This window comes from Marinomonas alcarazii (genome assembly GCF_003208215.1).
Taxonomy (GTDB): Bacteria; Pseudomonadota; Gammaproteobacteria; order Pseudomonadales; family Marinomonadaceae; genus Marinomonas; species Marinomonas alcarazii.
On the sequence record NZ_QKLW01000001.1, the window covers coordinates 67,280 to 90,192 of the forward strand.

The following is a 22,913-nucleotide window of genomic DNA, read 5'->3' on the forward strand; positions in this document are numbered from 1 at the left end:
TCCATTAACAATGTTAAGGTAAAAAACCTACTATATGACTGCTGTCACCATCACGGTACTTTTGCTGGTTATCGGTGGATTTATTGCTTTTGCAATTTTTCTACAGCTTAAAGAGCAAGCAAGATTAGAGAAGTTACGTAAAGTGGCAGCTCTAAACAATCAATTGCGCCAAGTGCGTCGATATCTTGATGAAATGCCTCCTCAGTATCAACCTAAGGATATGAAGCTGTGGCTTTTTTCTAGGATGATTGCTCTTCATGATCAGCTTATTGCCTTGCAGCCCGATGCAACCTTGACTCGTCGTCGACAGAATTTGGCCACTGAGATGAAAGAGTTTCAAGCAAGTAAACAGAAGCGGCGTGCTAAACCGATGAATGATGAGTTAGCGATTATTGAAGTCAGACGTATGTTTGAGTCCTTCAAATCGTACTTAATCCTCGCGCAAAAAGAAAAGAACATCGATGCAGATGTAGCTAATCGCTATAAAAAGCTGCTTGATTTTTTTCATTACAAAGTAAACTCCGATTACCATTCCCATCTTGCTCGAAAGGCATTTCTAAGTGGGCAGATCAGTGACGCTTTAGAAAAATACAAAGAAGCGCTTGCACAGTTAAACCCCATTAAAGACTCTGCTGAAGCTCAGGCTACCATTCTGAAATTACAAGAATTGATTCAGGAAATAGAAGATGACCTTATCTTGCAAAAGGCGGAAGAGGAAGTTAGCCGTGATATGGATACCGCAGGCGAAGAAGAACTTGACGATGAATGGAACAAATTTATGGAAGAATCTACTTTCCAGCAAAAGAAACGCTTCTAGTAAAATCTAATCGCCTGATTAACCTTATTATTGATATTTTCTGCTTGCTAGTTAATCGCAGTCGTGACAATTTTGTCATTTCCCAATACTAACCATTTTTATAAAGGACTTTCTGTGAATTTTGCGCTTTTGTCGGCTTTTATACCGACCTTCTTTTTCGTGTCTGTTACACCGGGTATGTGTATGACATTAGCGATGACGTTAGGAATGACGATTGGCGTTAAACGTGCTCTATGGATGATGCTAGGCGAGCTAGTGGGTGTTGCCATGGTGGCTATTTTATCGGCTATTGGCGTTGCTGCATTGTTACTGAATTACCCTAGTGTATTTGTTGTATTAAAATATCTTGGCGGTGCTTATCTTGCCTATGTCGGTCTGCAAATGTGGCTGTCTAAAGGCAAAATGGCGATTAAAGCCGACTCAGAAGAAAGCAAGCCTGCATCGCGTGTGGATTTGATTTCCCAAGGTTTTGTTACTGCAATTGCTAACCCGAAAGGCTGGGCTTTTTTTGTCGCCTTATTGCCGCCATTTTTGGATGCGAGCCATTCTCTCGCAAGTCAGCTTATTGTGCTGATTAGTATAATCCTTACTTTGGAATTTATTTGTTTGCTGATTTACGCAACAGGTGGAAGAACTCTGAAGTCGCTTCTTATGCAAAGCGGAAATGTGCGCATAATGAACCGTATTGCCGGTACATTGATGATCGGTGTGGGAGTGTGGCTTGCCATCGGTTGATTGTTAACCGGCTTAAAACTTTCTAGTTTTATTAAGAAGACGCTTTCGAGCGTCTTCTTGTTTTTGTGCTGCTGCTTTTTGCTCCTGTTGTTTTTCTTGTGCTCGGTGCTTTTCTACTGGTTGTGTTTTTACGTTTGGCAAAAGGGTTCTTCGTTGGAGGAGGCAAGTTTTGCAAAGCGGAAGTGGGCATGTCTCTGGAAGCGTTAAGTAGTTGGTTTAAATTGACTTCTAAGCTCTCCATGAAAGCTTGATAGCTTGCTTCACCTACACTGATACTGTTAAGAGCTGACTCCCATTTTGCCGTCATATCAGGGGTGACCAGCTGTACTGGTAGACAATCAATAAAGCCCCGACCTGTTTGGCTGGCGTGAATTTGTTTTCCCTGTCTTATTAAAAATCCGCGTTTGAACAGTAATTCTATGATGCTGGCTCGGGTTGCTTCTGTGCCAAGACCGTCGGTGTCCTTTAATATGGCTCTAATGTCTTTGTCTGTGACAAACCGACTAATGCCTGTCATCGCTGCGAGTAAGCTGGCATCAGTAAATGCGGCGGGAGGTGTGGTGACTTTTTCTTGAACTTGTCCCTGTGTGCACCACAGCTCTTCGTTTTTATTTAGTTTTGGGAGTTCATTTTGATTTTCATCTTCCGGGTCATTATTTTTCTTTTTACTTGGTAAGAGAGTTTTCCAGCCAAGTGCGAGCGGTGTGTTGCCTTTTGCTTCAAATTGACCGCCTTCGATTTCCAGCTTGATATAAGACGCTAAGTAATCGTATTCAGGGTAAAACTGCATGAGATATTGACGAGCAATCAAGTTAAAGACTAAAGCTTCTGTTTTGGATAACGATGCCGCCTTGTGTGCCTGACTGGTTGGAATGATCGCGTGATGGGCTGTGACTTGTTTATCATTCCAAGCTTTGCTTTTTCTTGAAGCGTCAGCATGTTGGGCACCTTGTTGGATTTCACCACCGGATTTAGCCAGAGCGGCAAGAATAGCAGGCGCGTCTTTATGCTGTTGTGTCGGTAAATAGCGGCAATCAGATCTTGGGTACGTGATCATCTGATGGCGCTCATAAAGGGTTTGGCAAACATCTAACACTTGCTGTGCGGAAAGAGAAAAGGCTTTTGCAGCATCGATTTGTAGGGCTGACAAGCTGTAGGGCAGTGGCGCGGCTTGCTTTTTTTGCTTGTAATTCGCTTCCATTACAATCGCTGGTTTATTAGTAATACGGTTAGCAACGTTTTTTGCCAGTGGCAAGCTGAGCACTCGATTCTCTTCATCCATATAGGGCTGGCATGCCTCGCTAGGCAGCCACTTGGCTTGGAATACAGCGCCTTCAGGTGTCTGAATGTTTGCCCATACTTGATAAAAATCTTTAGGAATAAAAGCGTCTCTCTCCTTGTCTCTAGCAACAACCAGCCCTAATACTGGAGTCTGAACTCGTCCAATTGATAAAACGCCTTGATAACCTGCTTGGCGACCTTTGATGGTATAAGCGCGGGTGAGGTTCAAGCCAAATAGCCAGTCGGCACGTGCACGACCTAGTGCTGAACGTGACAAGGCCGCAAATTCATTGTTTGAGCGTAAGTTGTTTAGTTCTTTTTTAATGGCCGAGGGTGTTAAATCGTTTACTAACAAGCGTTTCGTGTTCTTTAATTTTTGCGCAGGAACCTTGGTGTAATGCAAAACCTCATCGACTAAGAGTTGCCCTTCGCGGTCTGGGTCTCCCGCATGTACTAATGTCGTTGCTTTTTTGATCAGCTTTTTCAGAATACCAAGTTGCTTTTTGGTGTTGGCTTTTTCTTGCCATTGCCAATCGGTTGGAATAATAGGGAGGTGATCTAGGTTCCAAGACTTATAGGCAGGGTTGTATTGATGAGGCTCCGCTTGCTCTAGTAAGTGACCGATACACCAGCTGATGCAATCGCCATTAGGTAGCCAAATACAACCTTCTTCTTTTTTCTGAGGTGAAGGGAGTGCGGCGGCGATAGCTCTAGCAAGGCTGGGTTTTTCTGCAATATAAAGAATCATAAATACACTTACTGTTTATATATACAGTAAGTGTATCGAACACGGAGAAGTGTGACCAGAGTTGACTGTTATTTAATTGGTACAACAAGTACTGGAATCGTACTGGAATGAATGACTTTATTGGCAGTTGAGCCAATAATCATTTGACTAATTCGACCATGTGTTCGGCTATTCATTATAATTAAATCCGCATTTTTTTCTTTGGCGAGGCGTTGAATAGATTCAGATGGAACGCCATTTACGATCACGGTTTCAGGCGGTGTTGCTAGGCTAGAAAGTTCTGCGGAATATTTCTCCATGAATTCAGCCAATAATCTTTCCATGCGAGCTTTGATGTCTTTGATGGCATCTTTTCGCATTGTTTCTCTGATGTCTTCGCTAATGTAATTATTCATCATATTGGATGCTTGAGCGTTCAATGGCTCTATTGCATGCATCAATATGACTTTGGCTCCATGTGTATTGGCTAGGCTAAGAACGAGCTCCATAGCGGCTTGTGTTTTTCCATCTAGATCACAAGCATAAACAATAGTGTTTATTTTAGGTAACATAACAAGGTCCTCTTTCAATGTACCTATAGCTTAATCCTTTTAGCTATGCCTGCTCTGATTTAGGTCAATCATTGTTGAGCTTGTCGATCAACTGTGATTGGCGAATAAAAAACAACTCATTGATGACAGAAAAATAAAACCAATAAACAGCATGCCCCAATAGTCAGTGGTTTTTTTGGTCTCAGCGTAATTATGGTGAGGTTGGACAAAGTTCTTGGATTTCATAATGTACTCCATAGTAAGAGGTTGACTTAGATGATAATGAATATCATTTATAAAGTCTATTACATCGATTAATATATTTTTCTGGGGAAGGTTTTTCGGCGTCAATTGTTTGAAACACAAGCCCATGAGATTTGCCTATGTTATGATGTGCACTCAATTTTTTAGTTAATGAATAAGAGAGTGTAATCATGTCTGAACTGTCGTTCGACTCTAACGAATCAAAAATCGCATACGGCATTGGTCGTCAAATTGGTGATCAACTACGTGGTAGCGATCTTGGTGAATTGTCTCTAACACACCTTTTTGCAGCGATTGAAGATGCCCTAAATGGCACTGAGATGCGAGTTCCTGGTGCAGAGCTAGAAGCTGCTTTTGCTGAACTACAGCAAAAAATGGAAGAAAAAAGCCGTGCAGCGTCTGAAGAGAACGTAAAAGCAGGCGAAGCTTTCCTTGCTGCAAACAAAGAAAAAGACGGCGTTCAAACAACTGAAAGCGGTTTGCAGTTTGAAGTACTTGAAGAAGGTACTGGTGCAACACCAAGCCGTGAAGCGACAGTTCGCGTACATTACGAAGGTCGTCTAATTGATGGACAAGTATTCGATAGCTCAATCGCTCGTGGTGAGCCAATTGAATTCCCTCTAACTGGCGTTATCGCTGGTTGGACTGAAGGTCTTCAGTTGATGAAAGAGGGCGCGAAATACCGTCTTACTATTCCTGCAGAATTGGCTTACGGTGCTCAAGGCGCTGGTGCATTGATTCAACCTTTCTCTGTATTGCAATTCGATGTTGAGTTAATTGCGATTGTTTAATCGTCGCATAAACTTCTAGCAGCAAGCAGAATGTAAAAAGCGAGTCGATCCAATCGGAACGACTCGCTTTTTTGTATAAAATAGATCGGTAAAGAGAAAGGCTATATGTCTCTTTCCATGCGAATGTGCATTTTTCCTGCCTCCAAAAAGACTTTCCCATCTGTGCGAAAGTTTTGCTTTTCATAGAAGGTTTGTACGTCAACTTGAGCGTTTAAAAATACTTTGCGAATGCCCATTTCTCTGGCGACTTTCACAGCACGAATTAACAGCATTTCACCGTAGCCCTGATGTCGATAGGCGGGTAATACTGCCAAGCGGCCGATTTGCCCTTCCTCGGTTAAACGGCAAGTGCCCGTAGGAACCGCGGTGGTACCAAAGGAGACAAAGTGCACAGCGTCTTCATCTCGATCGTCCCATTCGTCTTGCGGATCGATACCTTGTTCAATGATAAAGACCTGTTTGCGAACAAAGGTCAGTTGATCCTTGCTGCTGTTCCAGTCTGATGTTAAAACCTTCATTGCTTATCCTTATTCTTCAGGTGCGACTAATTCGATAAGCCCTTGCTGACCAATCAGAAAACGCACAAGAGGTTCTAGGTCGCTGTTCTGTTGTAAATCTAGGCCTGAAAAATCGAATTCAACTTGATGACAAACCGCTTCCACGAAACCGATTAGCTCAGCATCAACCTTTAGGTTTTCACCGTTACAAAATACGCGAATGGAGTTGTCATCGCTTTGTGGTGTGTAATAACAAATTCTGGCATCGCCAGGTCGAATAAAGGTTTGACCCTGTGTTGCGTTGGCGAATGCTTCGTCTACTTCTTGCTGGTTTAACGGTGTTAGATATTCAGGGTATTTGCTTTCACTCATGGTTTCACCTAACCATTCTGCAAGCAGATCAGGTTGACTAATGAGGTTTGCCAATTCGCTTTGTAAGTACTGGATATCGTCTTTGCTAATGTGCGCGCTGTGCTGGCGACTTGCGGTTTCTGGAGCCGCAAAGCGATCTTTAACGTTATCTGTTTCGCATAATTTATCGCGAATACCGGTTAAGACATCCTGCAAGCTTGGCGCACGAAATCCGATGGAGTAAGTCATGCACTCGTCATCCAGTGAGCGTCCATTATGGGCAAAGTTAGGTGGTAAATAGAGAATGTCACCGGCTTCTAATTCCCAGTCCATTTCAGGGTTAACCGGAAAGTTATCGAGAATATGCAGCTTAATGTTTGGAATAGCGGAATCTTGATATTCGTCTGGAGCCAATACCTGCCAGCGGCGTTTGCCTGATACTTGTACTAGGAATACATCGTATTGGTCATAATGTGGACCAACGCTTCCGCCTTCTGTAGCGTAGCTGATCATGACATCGTCTAAACGCCAGCTTGGCAGAAATTCGAATTGTTCTTTTAGAGCTTGGACTTCTGGAACCCAATGGTCAACGGCCTGAACTAACAGTGTCCATTCTTTTTCTGGTAACGTGGCAAAGGTATCTTCAGTAAAAGGACCTTGGCGCATCTCCCAAGGGCTAATTCCTTTTTCGATAACAATGCGTGACTCAATCTCTTCTTCCATGGCCATGCCTGCAAGCTCATCCGCTTCTAATGGTGGAGTGAAATCGACAAGGCCGCCACGAATCAATAATGGCTTTTTTTGCCAATATTCATCGATAAAAGTTTGGGCTGTCATGCCACCAAGAATAGACAGTGGTGTGTTTAGATTTGTCATAAGTCGCTCGTTAAAAAGAACAAAGAAAATGGTCTGATGCTTTAGTGTTTACTGCCTAAAAGGCAAAAAGAGCCGATAAATCGGCCCTTTTCATTACGCTCGTTAAGAATCCCAATATACCATTGGGAAATCCCGTAGAGAAAATTAGTTGCGAATTGCTTTTGCTTGAGCGGCCGCATTACCGATATAAGTGCTTGGCGTAAGCGCTTTTAATTCGGCTTTGGCTTGCTCTGGCATTTCTAGCGTATCAACAAAGGCTTCGATCGTCGCTTGATCGATAGTGCGACCACGAGTTAGCTCTTTTAACTTCTCGTATGGAGATTCGATGCCGTAGCGACGCATGACCGTTTGGATTGGTTCAGCAAGAACTTCCCAGGCATTGTCTAGGTCTGCTTCAAGACGAGGCGCGTTGATTTCCAACTTGCTGATGCCTTTTAGTGTTGCTTGATAAGCAATTAAGCTGTGCGCCAAACCAACACCAAGATTACGTAGAACCGTAGAGTCAGTTAGGTCACGCTGCCAGCGAGAGATAGGTAATTTTGCGCTCAAATGACCCATAATGGCATTCGCAATACCCAAGTTGCCTTCGGAGTTTTCGAAGTCGATTGGGTTAACCTTGTGCGGCATAGTAGAAGAGCCGATTTCGCCTGCAATGGTTTTTTGCTTGAAGAAGCCCATGGAAATGTAGCCCCACACATCGCGATCGAAATCGATCAAGATAGTGTTGAAACGGCAAATCGCATCGTATAGTTCAGCGATGTAATCGTGTGGTTCGATTTGAGTGGTGTAAGGATTCCAAGTCAAACCTAGAGACGTCACAAACGCTTCGGCGTGTGCTTGCCAATCAACATCTGGGTATGCAGAAAGGTGAGCATTGTAGTTGCCCACTGCACCGTTGATTTTGCCTAAAAATTCAACGTTTTCGATTTGCTTAAGCTGGCGCTTCAAACGTGCAGCTACGTTCGCCATTTCTTTACCAACAGTGGTTGGTGATGCTGTTTGGCCATGTGTACGAGACAACATAGATTGCTCAGCGTGCTCAATAGCCAGGTCTTCAATGGCGTTGATGACGTTTTTAAGCTCTGGAGCAATGCCTTCTTCCAATGCTTCACGCAGCATCAAAGCGTGAGATAAGTTGTTGATGTCTTCAGACGTACAAGCGAAGTGAACAAATTCAGAAATAGCGGCAAGTTCTGCGTTGTCCGCCATTTTGTTCTTAATGAAATACTCAACCGCTTTGACATCGTGGTTAGTTGTTTTCTCAATGTCTTTAATGGCTTGTGCATCAGCTTCACTGAAGTTTTCCGCAAGTTGATCCAATAAAGCGCTTGCTTCATTGCTTAATGCTGGAACTTCGATAATTTGTGGGTGTTTGGCAAGAGCCTGTAGCCAGCGAACTTCGACTATGACTCGCATACGCAGCAAACCATACTCGCTCACAGAGCGACGTAGTACGTTGGTTTTCGATCCGTAACGACCGTCGATAGGGGAAATTGCATTTAAGCTAGTTAATTCCATTGAGATAACGCCTCGAACATGGTTTTCAGGGAGCCGCTATTATAGGCAAAAGGGCGAAGGTAATACAGGGATTCACGGAAGGGATTGGCATAAAAAAGCCCAGATAGTATCCAAAGGATACTATCTGGGCTTGGTTTTTCGAGTTTTACTTTACAGTGTTGCTAATGCAGAGTTGAAGGTAGCGCTAGGACGCATGATCTTAGCAACTTCATTTAGGTCCATGTGGTAGTAACCAGATAGGCCAGAAGGTTTGCCTTGAACGGCTGCCAGTTCAGCGACAATCTTATCTTCGTTATCAGCAAGTTGCTTCGCTAGAGGTGCGAATTTCGCTGCAAGATCCGCATCTTCTGTTTGTGCAGCAAGCTCTTGAGACCAGTAAAGCGCTAGGTAGAAGTGGCTACCACGGTTATCGATTTCACCCACTTTACGAGAAGGAGACTTGTTAGTGTCTAGCAATTTGCCTGTTGCTTTATCTAGGCACTTCGCAAGAATTTTTGCTTTTTCGTTGTTGTGCTTGATACCAAGCTCTTCGAACGATACGGCTACTGCAAGGAATTCACCTAGCGAATCCCAACGAAGGTAGTTTTCTTCCATAAGCTGTTGAACGTGCTTAGGAGCAGAACCGCCAGCGCCAGTTTCATACATACCACCGCCATTAAGCATTGGTACGATAGACAACATTTTCGCAGATGTACCCAGCTCTAGGATTGGGAACAAGTCAGTTAGGTAGTCACGTAGGATGTTACCTGTTACTGAAATAGTGTCTAAGCCACGAATGATGCGTTCCATAGAGAAACGGATCGCTTCGTTGTAAGACATAATGCGAATGTCTAAACCGCTAGTGTCGTGATCTTTTAGGTAAGTTTCTACTTTTTTACGAAGCTCGTTGTCGTGTGGACGAGCATCTTCTAGCCAGAATACCGCTGGAGTATCAGACTGACGAGCACGAGTAACGCCTAGTTTTACCCAATCTTTAATCGCCGCGTCTTTGGTTTGACAAGCGCGCCAGATGTCGCCTTTCTCAACGTTGTGTTGCATTAGGATGTTGCCGTTTGCATCGACAACGCGCATCACGCCATCGGCTTTCATTTCATATGTTTTGTCATGAGAGCCGTATTCTTCTGCTTTCTGAGCCATTAGGCCAACGTTTGGAACAGTACCCATTGTTACTGGGTTAAACGCGCCATTGGTTTTACAGAAGTTGATTGTTTCTTGGTAAATGCGAGCGTAAGTGCTGTCTGGAATAACCGCTTTGGCATCGTGTGCTTTGCCGTCACGGCCCCACATTTTGCCAGAGTTACGGATCATTGCAGGCATAGAAGCATCAACGATCACGTCGCTTGGTACGTGTAGGTTAGTGATGCCTTTATCAGAGTCAACCATCGCTAATTCAGGACGAGTTTTGTAAACGTCTTGGATGGCTTGTTTGATTTCTTCTTGTTTCGCTTCAGGAAGGCTTTGAATCTTGTCGTATACGCTACCTAAACCGTTGTTTGGGTTTACGCCGATTTCTTTGAAAAGCTCACCGTATTTTTCAAAAACGTCTTTGTAAAAAACGGTTACCGCGTGACCAAATACGATCGGGTGAGACACTTTCATCATGGTTGCTTTAAGGTGCACAGACCACATGATGTTGTCTTCTTTCGCTTCTTGCATTGTCGCTTCAAAGAATTCACGTAGCTTCTTAGTGCTGATGTTCATGCTGTCGATGATTTCGCCAGCGAGTAGAGGAAGTGATTTTTTCACTTCTACCGAGCCATCTTTTGCAACGAATTCGATCTTAACAGTTTGAGCAGTTTCCATAGTGGTGGATTGCTCGGAAGAGTAAAAATCGCCTTCACGCATGTAGTCAACGTGAGAAATAGAGGTTTTGCTCCATTTGCCCATTGAGTGAGGGTTCTTACGAGCGAAGCCTTTTACTGCTGCTGGAGCACGACGGTCAGAGTTACCTTGGCGTAGAACTGGGTTAACGGCACTGCCTAGTACTTTAGAGTAGCGAGCTTGGATGTCTTTTTCTTCGTCTGTTTGTGGGTTTTCTGGGTATTCAGGAAGACCGTAACCTTCAGCATTCAATTCTTTGATTGTCGCATAAAGCTGCGGCAAAGACGCACTGATATTAGGCAATTTAACAATGTTTGCTTCTGGTTGTGCAGTTAGATCGCCTAGGAATTTTAGGCCGTCTTCTACTTGCTTGTCAGCTGGAAGAAGGTCTGAGAACGCAGCGATAACACGACTTGCTAAAGAAATATCGGTTAGTTTTAGTTCGATGTCTGCTTCTTTCGCGAAAGCGCCAAAGATAGGAAGTAGAGACGCTGTAGCTAACGCTGGCGCCTCATCAGTAAATGTATAGTAAATGGTTTGTTTCGTTGACATGTAATTCCCCTAACATTTCAGGCCTTAGCCCATTGAATCGAAGATGACTTTTAGCCGCCATTCCCTAATTTAAACTGCTCTAATACGTTAACCCACAAAGGTTAAAAATTTGCACGATATACTACATAAAAAACCAAGATAGAGATATCGACCCTAAGATATACTGGAAATTGATTTCAATTATTCCACTGTTTAAATAAGAATCTTTAGTGCTAAAAAAAGGCCTAATAGGCCTTTTAAATAAAATTAATGACGAGCTTCTAAAGCGCTTAGTAACGCTTTGCGTTTGAAAATTAAATGCCAGCGTTTACCGCCAAGTTGTCGCCAGAGCATTGCGGCTCTAATGCCGGCCATTAAAATGGCTCTGACTTGATTGGATATTTGTGGCTGCTGTAAGAAACGACTGTCCCCATGCACTTGAATACGAAACGGTAACTTGCTCAGTGTGTCCTGATACATGCCCGAAATAGACGCCAGCATATTGTCGTGTAACACGCTTTCGTAGTGGGCTTTTTTCTGTTCGATGTTGATAATGCTTTGGCCGATCTGTGACAGCATTTCCGGTGTCTTAGACAGCTTGTTTTCTAAGTGAATTAAACTTAATGCGTATCTAAGTGTGTCTGGGTTGACACTGCTGCGTTCTTTACCAAGAGCTTGTTGTGCAATACGTCGCCCCAGAGCAAGATTGCTTCGACAATCCCATTGCCCACCATAAATATCTTCTGTAGAGGCAGCGTTCAGCATCAAAATACTGTCTAAAAGTGGCTTTAAGCTTTCGTTATCGACTTTTCCTGTTTTGGCTAAAATAGACACCAGCTCCGCTGCTTGAAAGACAGCGGATAGGGCGATAGTTTGCTCTTTTTCTCTACTCACGTTTCGTTACTCTCAAAAACTTAGGTTAGGGTGGTGTTTCATTTGGGAGTGTTAAACATTACTTATTAAAAGCCACATTAATGATTCCACCGCCCAAGCAGACGTCATCTATATAAAATACCACAGACTGTCCTGGTGTGATTGCACGTTGTGGTTCAACAAAAGACACTTCAACACGCCCGTCGGCCAACTCGTTAATGGTGCAATCTTGGTCTGCCTGACGGTAGCGACATTTGGCTTTACAGGTTAATGGAAAGCTAGGTTTCTCTCTCGCGACCCAATCGAAGTTATCAGCGATCAAGTGGGTTTTGAAAAGAGAGTCGTGCTGACCACCTTGTGTGACGATCAAGACGTTTCGCTCTAAATCCTTTTCAACGACATACCATGGGTCGTCAGAGTAATTCGCCAAACCACCAATGCCTAAACCTTGGCGCTGGCCAATGGTGTGGTACATTAGGCCGTGGTGACGAGCAATTTTGTCGCCTTCTAGGGTTTCGATATCGCCTGGTTGAGCAGGTAAATACTGTTCGAGGAAGTCTTTGAAGCGACGTTCTCCAATAAAGCAAATGCCGGTACTGTCTTTTTTGTTATGAGTGACTAAGCCGTACTCTTCCGCTAGGCGGCGTACTTCCGGTTTTTCTAGTTCACCAACAGGAAAAAGTGTTTTGGCGATTTCATCTTTACCAACAGCATACAAAAAGTAACTCTGGTCTTTGTTGCCGTCTAAGCCCTTCAAAAGCAATGGCTCACCGTCTTTTTCACCACGACGAACATAGTGTCCAGTGGCAATATAATCGGCATTGAGTGCCATGGCGTATTCCAAAAATGCTTTAAACTTGATTTCTTTATTGCACAAAATATCTGGGTTTGGTGTACGTCCAGCTTTGTATTCGGCAAGGAAGTGCTCGAAGACATTGTCCCAATATTCTGCTGCAAAATTGGCGGTATGCAGTTTGATACCTAATTTATCCGATACGGCTTGGGCATCGGCAAGGTCATCTTTTGCAGTGCAATATTCAGTGCCATCATCTTCGTCCCAGTTCTTCATGAAAAGACCTTCAACCTGATAACCCTGTTGCATCAAGATAAGTGCAGATACAGAGGAGTCGACGCCGCCGGACATGCCGACAATGACTTTTTTTGAGCTGTTTGCGTTGTTCGCAATAGGACTGTCTTTCATGTGCTGTTATTTCTCGGCTGTTAATTTGGTCAAGCGAAGAGGCAAGACCACAGATTAATTTAATATTCGTTATTGTATCACTTTCTCAGGTTGAAGAAATTGATCCGATAGGAAGCATAAGGAGATAATGGGGTTATTCAATGAATCTTCAATGCAGGCCTTAATTAATGGGCTGCGATGAGGCAGTGCCATAATTTCTTCATAACTTAGCCAGTGGCTAGAAACAATGTCATCGTCGAGCGGTTCGTCGCTTTGGCTTACGGGCTCGCATAAGAAACACAGGCGATGATAAGTGTCGGCGCCTTCGAAAGGGGTAAATGCATACATACCCAGTAAACCGACGGGTTTTACTATCCAGCCAGACTCTTCTTTTGTTTCACGGATAACGGCTTCTATAACGCTTTCATTATTTTCGACGTGACCTGCTGGCTGGTTTAGAACTAGGTTTCCGTCTTGCCACTCCTTCACCATGAGATATTTTGTTGCCTTGGGGTCTTGAGTGTCCTTTCTCACTAGGGCGGCGACGGTTAGATGTGGCAGTCTTTCTCTTTCTTTGCTCTTCAAACTGAGTGACCTCTTTTAGTAAAATGTCCGTTGGCTCTATATGTTTCCATTGGCCAATTTCTGTGTTTTCTAAAGTGTATGGGCCAATGGCATAGCGAATTAATCTGAGTGTTGGAAAGCCAACCGCGGCGGTCATTCGGCGTACTTGTCTATTTTTTCCTTCTCGAATCTGCAGTGATAGCCAACTGGTTGGGATGGCTTCACGGTAGCGAACGGGCGGTGATCTTTCCCAAACATCGGGTTCTGCCATGCGTTCCGCCTTGGCGGGTTTGGTCAGCCCATCTTTTAGCTCAACGCCTTGCCTAAGTTTTTCTAATGCGCTATCTGAAATATCACCTTCTACCTGAACCCAATAGGTCTTTGGCATTTTAAAGTCTGGAGACGCGATAATATGCTGTAACGCACCTTGGTTGGTAAGCAGTAATAATCCTTCCGAGTCAAAGTCTAGTCGTCCTGCAGGATAGAATTCAGGCGCATCAATGAAATCTGCAAGGGTGGATTTATCTCCTTCTGCAGAAAACTGACTTAGAACTCGAAAGGGTTTATTAAATAAAATTAAGTTTGAAGGCATGGAGTAAATAGATGCTTATAAGCGGGCGTTTTGAGGTTAATAAAGACTCGAGTGATCGTCTCACTCCCCGTAAAGGGAGTAAGATAACAAATTCGTCTAAGGATAGCGATTAGGCTTGATGCTATGCTGGTTGTGTTTTTGAGTCGCTCTTGGCTGAATCCTCTTGATTTGAAATAGTTGGATTTATTTCAATAGCGTGCAACCCTCTTTCCCCTGGTTCGACATCAAATGTCACTGCCTGTCCTGCTTTTAGGGTTTTATATCCTTCTACATTGATCGCAGAATAATGAATGAATAAATCTTCATTAAAATCCTCCGAGACAATGAATCCATATCCTTTCGCATTATTAAACCACTTTACTGATCCGTGATGCATGAGCCACTCCTTATCCACTCAGAACATAGTTAGCCTGTAATAGCGAGCTGTTAGATTTAAAAATATAGTTCGGATAGCTTAGATTGCTAAATAGGTGCGAATTGTTTTGGTCAATCAGTGCTAGAATTTCATCAATAAGCATTGATTGCACATTTGGTCGCCCCAATAAAAGCGTAGAAGCCCTTTTGGTATTTGTAAAATTCAAGTGGTAATCTGTTTTTAAGAAACGGCCGTATATGAGTGATAATGTTTCATATTTGGCTGTTTATGTGAAAAATTGTAGCCTCAGAGGCGTGGAATGATTGTAGATCAGAAAATTAGACTAGTATCAGAAGATGATGAACAACACGGGCATTCGAGTATTGCGATTGCTCCAGAGGAAACAGAACTAAAACCGCCTTCTATGTATCAGGTGGTGTTGTTTAATGATGATTATACGCCAATGGATTTTGTCGTATTTGTGTTACAACGTTTTTTTTCTATGGATGGGGAGAAGGCTAATCAGGTAATGTTAGAAGTACATATGAAAGGGAAAGGTGTTTGTGGAATTTATCCCTTTGATATTGCTGAAACCAAAGTAGCAATGGTACAACAGTTCGTGGAACAAAATGAGCACCCCTTAATGTGTGACCTACAAAAGGTCGACTGATTCAGAGTGAGGGAATAGCAATGTTAGATAAAGAACTAGAGCAAACCCTGAACACAGCTTTCAAGGCGGCGCGTGACAAGCGCCATGAATTCATGACGGTTGAGCATTTATTATTAGCTCTTATCGAAAATGGCGCTGCTTCAAGCGTCCTAAAAGCATGTGGTGTCAATTTAGACATCTTAAGTAAGGAGCTTGAGGAGTTTGTTAATAGCACAACGCCTCTTATTCCTGAAGACGACGAAGAGCGTGAAGTTCAACCTACCTTAGGCTTTCAGAGGGTATTGCAGCGTGCTGTTTTTCATGTTCAGTCCTCTGGTAAGCGTGAAGTGACTGGTGCGAATGTGCTGGTGGCGATTTTTAGCGAACAAGAGAGTCAGACGGTTTATCTTCTTAAGCGACATGGCGTTGCTCGAATAGATGTGGTCAATTATGTGGCGCATGGCATTTCTAAAACAGGTGACGCGGCTTCTCAAGACTTGGATCATGATGACGAAGCTGACGATACAACAACGGCACCTCTACAAAAATTTGCTACCAATCTCAACGAAGAAGCTAAAGCTGGAAAGATTGATAAATTAATTGGTCGTGAATACGAAGTAGAGCGAGTGATACAAACACTTTCTCGTCGTCGTAAAAACAACCCTCTTTTAGTTGGTGAGTCTGGCGTTGGTAAAACAGCCATTGCTGAAGGTTTAGCAAAACGTATTGTTGATGGACAGGTGCCTGATGTTATCGCTGATGGCGTTGTCTATTCCTTGGATTTGGGTGCGTTATTAGCAGGCACAAAATACCGTGGTGATTTTGAAAAACGCCTAAAGCAGTTGCTCGGCGAACTGAAAAAATTACCGAACGCCATTTTGTTTATCGATGAAATTCATACCATCATTGGGGCTGGTGCGGCTTCTGGTGGCGTTATGGACGCCTCTAACTTGCTTAAGCCTGTCTTGAGTTCTGGTGGTTTGCGCTGTATTGGTTCGACCACGTTCCAAGAATTCCGTGGCGTATTTGAAAAAGACCATGCACTGGCGCGTCGTTTCCAAAAGATCGATGTAAACGAGCCAAGTGTTGATGATACTTATCAGATTTTGAAAGGCATCATTGGTGCTTTCGAAGAACATCACAAAATTAAGTATGAAGAACCGGCTTTATTGGCTGCGGCAGAGCTTGCTCAGCGCTATGTGACGGACCGTCATATGCCAGATAAAGCCATTGATGTTGTTGATGAGGCAGGTGCCTATCAGCGCCTTCAGCCGGAAGACAAACGTAAAACAGTTATTACTGTTGCCGATATTGAAGACATTGTTTCTAAAATTGCCAGAGTACCAGTTAGAGCGGTTAACTCAGACGACAGGCAAGTGCTATCTAACCTAGAGCGCAACCTGAAAATGGTGGTGTTTGGTCAGGATAACGCGATTGATTCCCTATCAGCTGCGATTAAATTGTCTCGTGCTGGGCTGAAAGCTGAGCAGAAGCCTATCGGTTCTTTCTTGATGGCTGGCCCAACGGGGGTTGGTAAGACGGAAGTGACTAAACAGCTTGCTAAGCAGCTGGGGCTTGAGCTTATACGCTTTGATATGTCCGAATACATGGAGCGTCATGCGGTATCGCGTTTGATTGGTGCGCCACCAGGTTACGTTGGTTTTGATCAAGGCGGCTTATTAACCGAAGCGGTAACAAAGAATCCGCATAGCGTGGTGCTATTGGATGAGATCGAGAAAGCTCATCCAGAAGTCTTTAACTTGCTTTTGCAGGTAATGGACCATGGTACTTTGACCGATAATAATGGGCGCAAGGCGGATTTCCGTAATGTGATCCTGATAATGACGTCAAATGCTGGTGCAGAAGAATTAGCGCGACGTTCTATTGGTTTCTCAAGTCAGGATAATTCGACAGATGGTATGGAAGTGATTAATCGCACATTCACGCCAGAATTTAGAAACCGCCTTGACGCTGTTATTCAGTTTCAGCAGCTTGATGAGCGTATTATTTTCAATGTTGTTGATAAGTTCTTGGTGGAGTTGCAGGCGCAACTGGATCCGAAAGGGGTCTTGTTAGAGGTCTCAGACACAGCCAGAGGCTGGTTAGCGAACAAAGGTTATGATCGTCAAATGGGTGCACGTCCGATGGCGCGAGTGATCCAGGAGCATCTGAAGAAGCCTTTGGCGGATCATATCCTATTTGGGGAGCTACACGACGGTGGTCATGTCAAAGTGTCTTTGGATGAGAAAAGTGATGAACTGCAGTTTGAGGTGATTAAAGAAGCTGTGGTTCATTAGTTGATAACCCTCCTTCCTAAATCAAAGGGAGGAGGGAGATGGTGAAAAGCAGACATAAAAAAACCGGACAGTGTCCGGTTTTTTTATGTCGTTTACTTTAAGTTGCTTTGTTAAGGCAGCTTAAATTAACGTGCGCGATATACGATACGGCCTTTAGATAGGTCGTAAGGTGTTAGCTCAACTTTAACTTTGTCGCCAGTTAAAATACGAATGTAGTTTTTGCGCATTTTACCAGAGATATGTGCGATTACGATGTGTCCGTTTTCTAATTCAACACGGAACATGGTATTAGGCAACGTATCAATGATAGTGCCTTCCATTTCTAAGCCTTCTTCTTTTGCCACAATATGTGTCCTATAGTGTTAACTTACTATTTGTTTAGTAGACGCCGACCTTAAGAGCGCCAAGGTCTGCAGACGAAGAAAAAAGATGTTTCTCTTGGTCGGTTGAGCGCTAAATATCTAAATCATAATTGTGTATTTAGCGACGTCTGAATTTTGATCGAGCGTATTTTGCCTAAAAATGCAGCGTAAGGCAAACCTAGTTGCATTCTGATTGCGTCTATTTTTGTATCACAGTGGGCATTTGCCTGAATTTTTTCCGATGTTGATGAGTTTTAAATTCTTTTCTATCTTGGGAATGAGGTCAGTAAGTGCTGCGCAAAAATCATTGCGAGGCAGCTGTTTAGCCCCTAGCGAAAGTAGATGCTCTGACTCGACCTGGCAATCGATGAGCTCAATATGACAATCCTTAGCGAGGTCGCAAAATGTTTTTAATGCAATCTTAGACGCATTTGGATGCAGTGAAAACATGGATTCGCCAAAAAACATTTTGCCCATAGCTACCCCATAAAAACCACCAACCAGTTTTTCATCAAGCCAAATTTCAATTGAATGGGCATAGCCCAGTTTATGGAGTTTTGTATAGGCTGCTTTGATGTCATTGGATATCCAGGTCCCTTCCTTGTCCGCTCGTAAGGAAGAGCAGTAGCCGATAACAGACTCAAAAGCCTGGTTGACCGAATACATCCAGTTTTCTTTTCTGCAGGCTTTTTTGAGTGATTTAGAGGCATGGAAATGTTCGGGAATCAACACGCACCTCAGTTCTGGGTGCCACCACAGAATAGGGTCTGGGTCGCTAAACCACGGGAAAAAGCCCTTACTGTACAAGTGAAGTAAGCGTGTTGTTGTCAGATCCCCACCAACGGCAGAGAGGCCTTCAGGCTCTTGAAGGGCTTTATGAGGGTCCGGCGTGTCGTAGGGTGACTCTGAAAGTAACAAGAGTTCGTGAGCGTCGTTATTTTCGGAATCTGACATTTGTCTAGCTAGCCTAAATGTTTAATGTGGTCTGAGGGCGTCAATTATAGTTTTTTTAGCGCGAAAAACTATCGTAGAGAAAAAAATGACAAAAAAATTAAAGAAAAACAATCTAACTCCGATATTTGAACTGAGGAGGAAAAAACATTCTACTTGCGACTTATTGACACAATGTTATGCTTAAAGCGTAAGAATGTGCATGAATAATTAGAGCGTTTTGACCTTTGTTGCCTTTATTGGGTGTTTTTTGCTCAATAAAGGGGGCAAAATGAAAAAAAAAAGAAAAAAAGTGCAAGGAAAGCTTGACCAGTAATGGAAAACTTGGTTTTAATCGATGCAGTCCTAAACGGTAGTTCGAAAAGATTATGGAATACGGTGTTGGGAACTGCAGATAATTTACTTTTTTGGCAGGTGTCACAAAAGTGAAACTGATCGGTTTTAAGATACATGAGTCGTTGATTTAGCAACGTTTCTTGGTTAGACGAAAATCAGTAAAGGGTCTACAAGGCCACACAATATAATATAAAGGGGAATCTTGAATGAAAGCGATTAAACTTGCTTCTGTGTTTGCAGTGTCTGCTGTTGCGGCTGCTGTTTCTACTGCTACTTTTGCTGCTGAGCCAGTTTTTACTGGTACTGCTGGTCTTGAATATCAATCTAATGCAGAAGGTAGCGGTGAAAGCGATGCTGCAGCTTCTCGTGGTGAAGTGAATATCATCGGTGATACTGGTCTTGTGTACTTTGATCTTGACATGGAAAGTGGTCCAGATGGTTTTGATCTAGACGAAATCTACGTTAAACAAGGTGCAGTTCAGTTTGGTGACTTCGATGGCACTATTCTAGACTCTGTTGCTTACAATGCTGGCGTTGAAGAAGATAATGACAATGCTAAAGAAGATTTTGGTGATGACCTAGGTGTTCGTTACATGGTTAACGAAAACCTTACAGTAGCACTAGAAATTGAAGAAGGTACAAATGTAGGTTCTTTGGCTGCTGCATACACAACAGAATTTAGTGGTGTAACTTTGGGTGTATCTGCTGGCTACAAAATGTCTGACGACGTCGATAACCAGCTTTTAACTGTTGGTGTTAAAGCACCTCTTGGTATGGCAACATTGTCTTCTTTCGTTCGTGTAGGTTCAATCGATGATGCAGATGTAATGAATACAGGTATTGGTATTGATCTACCTGTTACTGAACAGCTATCTTTTGCTGCTCAATATTACACTCGTGGTGGCGAAGCAAATGCTACAAACTCTGACGATGCTGGTTTGGTTGTTGGTTCAGATCTAGTAGATCAAGGACGTACTGAATTTACTGCTTACTACACTCCAGGCGATGTAACATTCTACGCTTCTTACCTATCATACGAAGCTGATGATTCTGACTACTCTGTAGTTGGCGCTAAAGTTTCTTTCTAAGCGATTCCCCTAAAGGTCTTCTCTGAAAATGGGAACACCTTTACGAGTTAAAGCGAAAGCCAACCCTTTGGGTTGGCTTTTTTTATGGTAAGCTTAGCAAACTTATGGCTCCTTTGAATGGAGCTTATTTTGTTTTGGTTAGCATGAAATAGGAAGGCGCGTTTTGTCAGAAAAAATGAGTGAGTCTGTACGATCACCAATTTGGGAGTTGTTTGCCAAACAGGCGGCCTTTATAGCTGCTTTATTGTGTTTATTCTTTTTTGGTTTGGCGACCTATACTTATAATCCAGACGATGCTGGTTGGTTTTATTCTGGCAGCGGAGCCGCTATCCAGAATTCTATGGGGCCAATTGGCGCCATTATTGCCGATTTGGCGTCCGGCTTTTTCGGGTCTTTATTCTATTCTTTACCGCCTTTGTTCTTTTGGGTGGCGATCATTTTGTGGCGTAACCCACATTCCTTATTGCCTCTTAATAACGCCTTGCTTTGTACCATCGGTAGTATTTTGTATTTATGTTTTGGATCCGTACTGTGTTTTTTGCATTCAGTCGGTGAACCTTCTTTGCAATATGGCACGGGTGGCATTTTAGGGCGCGCACTTGGCATTTTGATGTATGGCTTCATTGGTTATGATGGTGCGACTTTAGTTAGCTTGGCGTTAGTGATTTTGTCATTCACTCTGCTTTCTCAGGTGCATTGGTTAAGTTTGATGGACCGCTTAGGTGAAAAAGCGTACAACTTTGCTATGTTTGTCCGTCAAAAATGGATTAGCAGACGAGAGCTAAAGGCCAATAAGAGGAATGAGCTTGTTGATCTAGAAGCTGTTTCTGATGAAGTAGAAGAGCCTGCTATAGTCCGAAAAAGAAGAAAGGCACAGAAAGAGCAGCCAGCGGTGGATATTTTGTTTGAGGAATCGGTTGCGGAAAATGAAGGCTCAAGTTCCGATGACTCTAAGAAATCCAAATTTAGTATGTCTGCTTTGTTTTCAAAAGTGCGATCTTCAAAAGCTAAGGAAGATAAATCCGATAAAGAATTTGTCGCTCATACGGAGCCAGAGCTTGGTGGTTTTGATGATTTAACTTCCGATGGTTTAGCCTTTGACGATAAAGACGTTAACTTTGGTGACACGCTTTATATAGAAGAGTCTTGGTCAGATCAAAGTGACGACGTAACAAAAGCTACGAGCACACCGCAATATAAACAGCCAGTAAAAGAGCCTCAAACCCAACCTGAGGCTGCTGCTGTTTCGTCCGGTATTTCCAAAGAACAAGCTGATGCGATGTTGTTTAGTTCTGATAAAGCGGCACCAGCAGAGATCCCGCCAGCACACAAACCTGCTTTTCGTACTTTGTCTGAAGCGAAGCAGTTGGATTCTCTTGGCGGTCCTTACTCTGATGAAGCGGAAAGCAGTAAAAAAACAGAGGCTTACTCTTTACCGGATCGTTCCGTTTTGACTAAGCCAAAACCTAAGCAGGGCGGTTATTCTGAAGATGAATTATTAGCCTTGTCTGAATTATTAGAGCAGCGCCTACAAGATTTTGGTGTCAAAGCCGAAGTGGTTGAAGTGAACCCAGGTCCGGTCATTACACGGTTTGAAATTCAGCCAGCGCCAGGCGTGAAAGTCTCTCGAATTACCAACTTAGCAAAAGACCTTGCGCGCTCCTTGAGTGTGATGAGTGTTCGTGTGGTTGAAGTGATTGCCGGTAAGTCGACGATCGGGATTGAAATTCCGAACCAAGTTCGTGATACCGTCTACTTTTCAGAAGTGATTAATTGCGATGCCTACGAGCGATTGTCTTCGCCATTGACCTTATCATTGGGTCATGACATTTCTGGCGAGCCTGTTGTTGTCGACCTAGCTAAAATGCCTCATGTGTTGGTTGCTGGTACGACAGGTTCTGGTAAATCGGTGGGTGTAAATGCCATGATTTTAAGTATGTTATTGAAATCGACACCTGATGAAGTGCGTATGATCATGGTCGATCCGAAAATGCTTGAATTGTCGATTTATGAAGGTATTCCGCACCTATTAACGCCTGTTATAACTGACATGAAAGACGCTGCCAATGGCTTGCGTTGGTCGGTAGATGAAATGGAGCGTCGCTACAAACTTATGTCAAAGCTTGGTGTGCGTAATATTGCGGGTTACAACAAAAAAGTTCGTGATGCTATTGAAGCAGGCAAGCCAATCGAAGATCCATTGTGGCAGCCAGAAATGGCTATGTTTTCAGAAGATGGTGTGGCGCGAACGGTGCCGTATTTAGAGCCTTTGCCGTACATTGTTATTATAGTCGATGAATTTGCCGATATGATGATGATAGTTGGTAAAAAAGTAGAAGAGCTGATTGCCCGTATAGCACAGAAGGCGAGGGCAGCGGGGATTCACTTAATTCTAGCGACCCAGCGTCCATCTGTGGATGTTATTACAGGTTTGATTAAGGCGAATATTCCAACACGTATGGCGTTTCAGGTATCGTCGAAGATTGACTCAAGAACCATACTTGATCAAGGTGGAGCGGATCAGCTTTTGGGTATGGGCGATATGTTGTACCTTCCAGCTGGCTTGCCAACCCCAATTCGTGTGCACGGTGCGTTTGTATCGGATGAGGAAGTTCATGCGGTAGTAGAAGAATGGAAACAGCGTGGAGAGCCTGAATACATTCAGGATGTTGTTGTGAACCCAGAAGACTTAATGACCGATGGTGGCGGTGAAGACAAAGATGCACTTTATGATGAAGCTGTGAAAATTGTCATTGAAACGCGTAAAGCTTCGATTTCTTCTATTCAACGTCGATTGAAAATAGGTTACAACAGAGCAGCTAACTTGGTTGAAGCAATGGAGGCCGCTGGTTTGGTTGGTCCAATGGGAACCAATGGACAAAGAGATATATTGATTCCAGAGTAAA

Annotated in this window: 20 protein-coding genes; 7 read left to right on the top strand and 13 right to left on the bottom strand. The window is 43.3% G+C overall.

The annotated features are described in order from the left end of the window. The first annotated feature begins 34 nt into the window (after window positions 1–34). Together DFP75_RS00235 and DFP75_RS00240 are read left to right on the top strand one after the other, a co-directional pair. Window positions 35–817, top strand: a complete 783-nt coding sequence (locus DFP75_RS00235) for a hypothetical protein (protein WP_110571510.1) — start codon at window positions 35–37, stop codon at window positions 815–817. Window positions 818–931: 114 nt separating this feature from the next. After that, a complete protein-coding gene (locus DFP75_RS00240) occupies window positions 932–1,552 on the top strand; it encodes a LysE family translocator (RefSeq protein ID WP_181416986.1) in 621 nt (206 codons plus the stop codon). A gap of 31 nt (window positions 1,553–1,583) precedes the next feature. Here DFP75_RS00240 and DFP75_RS00245 read toward each other — a convergent pair whose 3' ends face one another. Beyond that, entirely contained in the window at window positions 1,584–3,581 is a 1,998-nt protein-coding gene (locus tag DFP75_RS00245) for a DNA topoisomerase III (protein WP_110571511.1), read from the bottom strand. A 68-nt stretch (window positions 3,582–3,649) separates the two neighbouring features. After that, window positions 3,650–4,132: a universal stress protein gene (locus DFP75_RS00250; protein ID WP_110571512.1), complete on the bottom strand. Its 483-nt coding sequence runs from the start codon at window positions 4,130–4,132 to the stop codon at window positions 3,650–3,652. 413 nt (window positions 4,133–4,545) lie between these two features. Here DFP75_RS00250 and bamJ point away from each other — a divergent pair, with 413 nt between their 5' ends. Continuing rightward, window positions 4,546–5,166, top strand: a complete 621-nt coding sequence (bamJ, locus tag DFP75_RS00260) for a BamJ family beta-barrel-assembly machinery protein (protein ID WP_110571514.1) — start codon at window positions 4,546–4,548, stop codon at window positions 5,164–5,166. A gap of 101 nt (window positions 5,167–5,267) precedes the next feature. Here bamJ and DFP75_RS00265 read toward each other — a convergent pair whose 3' ends face one another. From DFP75_RS00265 to DFP75_RS00305, 9 genes are all read right to left on the bottom strand, one after another. Further along, the gene (locus tag DFP75_RS00265) at window positions 5,268–5,684 is read right to left on the bottom strand and encodes a GNAT family N-acetyltransferase (RefSeq protein WP_110571515.1); all 417 of its coding nucleotides are present in this window, start codon (window positions 5,682–5,684) and stop codon (window positions 5,268–5,270) included. Between the two features lie 9 nt (window positions 5,685–5,693). Further along, a complete protein-coding gene (locus tag DFP75_RS00270; protein WP_110571516.1) occupies window positions 5,694–6,890 on the bottom strand; it encodes a cupin domain-containing protein in 1,197 nt (398 codons plus the stop codon). A 144-nt stretch (window positions 6,891–7,034) separates the two neighbouring features. Next, entirely contained in the window at window positions 7,035–8,408 is a 1,374-nt protein-coding gene (gene purB, locus DFP75_RS00275; RefSeq protein ID WP_110571517.1) for an adenylosuccinate lyase, read from the bottom strand. A 150-nt stretch (window positions 8,409–8,558) separates the two neighbouring features. Next, the gene (locus tag DFP75_RS00280) at window positions 8,559–10,781 is read right to left on the bottom strand and encodes an NADP-dependent isocitrate dehydrogenase (RefSeq protein WP_110571518.1); all 2,223 of its coding nucleotides are present in this window, start codon (window positions 10,779–10,781) and stop codon (window positions 8,559–8,561) included. Window positions 10,782–11,027: 246 nt separating this feature from the next. After that, window positions 11,028–11,654: a high frequency lysogenization protein HflD gene (gene hflD / locus DFP75_RS00285; protein ID WP_110571519.1), complete on the bottom strand. Its 627-nt coding sequence runs from the start codon at window positions 11,652–11,654 to the stop codon at window positions 11,028–11,030. 58 nt (window positions 11,655–11,712) lie between these two features. Further along, complete coding sequence (gene mnmA, locus DFP75_RS00290) at window positions 11,713–12,834, bottom strand: tRNA 2-thiouridine(34) synthase MnmA (protein ID WP_110571520.1); 1,122 nt, start codon at window positions 12,832–12,834, stop codon at window positions 11,713–11,715. Window positions 12,835–12,903: 69 nt separating this feature from the next. Further along, window positions 12,904–13,347, bottom strand: coding sequence for an NUDIX hydrolase (locus DFP75_RS00295; RefSeq protein ID WP_245926896.1), 444 nt, complete (start codon window positions 13,345–13,347; stop codon window positions 12,904–12,906). Beyond that, the gene (locus DFP75_RS00300; protein WP_110571522.1) at window positions 13,241–13,969 is read right to left on the bottom strand and encodes a pseudouridine synthase; all 729 of its coding nucleotides are present in this window, start codon (window positions 13,967–13,969) and stop codon (window positions 13,241–13,243) included. Before DFP75_RS00300 ends, DFP75_RS00295 begins: the two co-directional genes overlap by 107 nt. 121 nt (window positions 13,970–14,090) lie before the next feature. After that, the gene (locus DFP75_RS00305; RefSeq protein ID WP_110571523.1) at window positions 14,091–14,345 is read right to left on the bottom strand and encodes a cold shock domain-containing protein; all 255 of its coding nucleotides are present in this window, start codon (window positions 14,343–14,345) and stop codon (window positions 14,091–14,093) included. A 298-nt stretch (window positions 14,346–14,643) separates the two neighbouring features. Between DFP75_RS00305 and clpS the strand changes: the two genes are divergently transcribed. Together clpS and clpA are read left to right on the top strand one after the other, a co-directional pair. Further along, the gene (clpS, locus tag DFP75_RS00310; protein WP_110571524.1) at window positions 14,644–14,994 is read left to right on the top strand and encodes an ATP-dependent Clp protease adapter ClpS; all 351 of its coding nucleotides are present in this window, start codon (window positions 14,644–14,646) and stop codon (window positions 14,992–14,994) included. Between the two features lie 20 nt (window positions 14,995–15,014). Next, the gene (clpA, locus tag DFP75_RS00315; protein ID WP_110571525.1) at window positions 15,015–17,270 is read left to right on the top strand and encodes an ATP-dependent Clp protease ATP-binding subunit ClpA; all 2,256 of its coding nucleotides are present in this window, start codon (window positions 15,015–15,017) and stop codon (window positions 17,268–17,270) included. 125 nt (window positions 17,271–17,395) lie between these two features. Here the strand turns inward: clpA and infA are convergent, their stop codons facing one another. Beyond that, complete coding sequence (infA, locus tag DFP75_RS00320) at window positions 17,396–17,614, bottom strand: translation initiation factor IF-1 (RefSeq protein ID WP_110571526.1); 219 nt, start codon at window positions 17,612–17,614, stop codon at window positions 17,396–17,398. Window positions 17,615–17,842: 228 nt separating this feature from the next. Then, window positions 17,843–18,586, bottom strand: coding sequence for a leucyl/phenylalanyl-tRNA--protein transferase (gene aat, locus DFP75_RS00325; protein WP_110571527.1), 744 nt, complete (start codon window positions 18,584–18,586; stop codon window positions 17,843–17,845). Window positions 18,587–19,125: 539 nt separating this feature from the next. On the opposite strand from aat, the gene DFP75_RS00330 reads away from it, so the two are divergent. Next, window positions 19,126–20,007: a hypothetical protein gene (locus DFP75_RS00330; RefSeq protein ID WP_110571528.1), complete on the top strand. Its 882-nt coding sequence runs from the start codon at window positions 19,126–19,128 to the stop codon at window positions 20,005–20,007. Window positions 20,008–20,170: 163 nt separating this feature from the next. Then, window positions 20,171–22,912, top strand: a complete 2,742-nt coding sequence (locus DFP75_RS00335) for a DNA translocase FtsK (RefSeq protein ID WP_425451206.1) — start codon at window positions 20,171–20,173, stop codon at window positions 22,910–22,912. The last annotated feature ends 1 nt before the right edge of the window (window position 22,913 follow it).

What these genes read in the sequence shown, in the direction of transcription:
- DFP75_RS00235 (WP_110571510.1), top strand. Translation starts at nt 35, where the DNA reads ATGACTGCTGTCACCATCACGGTACTTTTGCTGGTTATCGGTGGATTT.
- DFP75_RS00245 (WP_110571511.1), bottom strand. Translation starts at nt 3,581, where the DNA reads ATGATTCTTTATATTGCAGAAAAACCCAGCCTTGCTAGAGCTATCGCC.
- DFP75_RS00250 (WP_110571512.1), bottom strand. Translation starts at nt 4,132, where the DNA reads ATGTTACCTAAAATAAACACTATTGTTTATGCTTGTGATCTAGATGGA.
- bamJ (WP_110571514.1), top strand. Translation starts at nt 4,546, where the DNA reads ATGTCTGAACTGTCGTTCGACTCTAACGAATCAAAAATCGCATACGGC.
- DFP75_RS00265 (WP_110571515.1), bottom strand. Translation starts at nt 5,684, where the DNA reads ATGAAGGTTTTAACATCAGACTGGAACAGCAGCAAGGATCAACTGACC.
- DFP75_RS00270 (WP_110571516.1), bottom strand. Translation starts at nt 6,890, where the DNA reads ATGACAAATCTAAACACACCACTGTCTATTCTTGGTGGCATGACAGCC.
- purB (WP_110571517.1), bottom strand. Translation starts at nt 8,408, where the DNA reads ATGGAATTAACTAGCTTAAATGCAATTTCCCCTATCGACGGTCGTTAC.
- DFP75_RS00280 (WP_110571518.1), bottom strand. Translation starts at nt 10,781, where the DNA reads ATGTCAACGAAACAAACCATTTACTATACATTTACTGATGAGGCGCCA.
- mnmA (WP_110571520.1), bottom strand. Translation starts at nt 12,834, where the DNA reads ATGAAAGACAGTCCTATTGCGAACAACGCAAACAGCTCAAAAAAAGTC.
- DFP75_RS00300 (WP_110571522.1), bottom strand. Translation starts at nt 13,969, where the DNA reads ATGCCTTCAAACTTAATTTTATTTAATAAACCCTTTCGAGTTCTAAGT.
- DFP75_RS00305 (WP_110571523.1), bottom strand. Translation starts at nt 14,345, where the DNA reads ATGCATCACGGATCAGTAAAGTGGTTTAATAATGCGAAAGGATATGGA.
- clpS (WP_110571524.1), top strand. Translation starts at nt 14,644, where the DNA reads ATGATTGTAGATCAGAAAATTAGACTAGTATCAGAAGATGATGAACAA.
- clpA (WP_110571525.1), top strand. Translation starts at nt 15,015, where the DNA reads ATGTTAGATAAAGAACTAGAGCAAACCCTGAACACAGCTTTCAAGGCG.
- aat (WP_110571527.1), bottom strand. Translation starts at nt 18,586, where the DNA reads ATGTCAGATTCCGAAAATAACGACGCTCACGAACTCTTGTTACTTTCA.
- DFP75_RS00330 (WP_110571528.1), top strand. Translation starts at nt 19,126, where the DNA reads ATGAAAGCGATTAAACTTGCTTCTGTGTTTGCAGTGTCTGCTGTTGCG.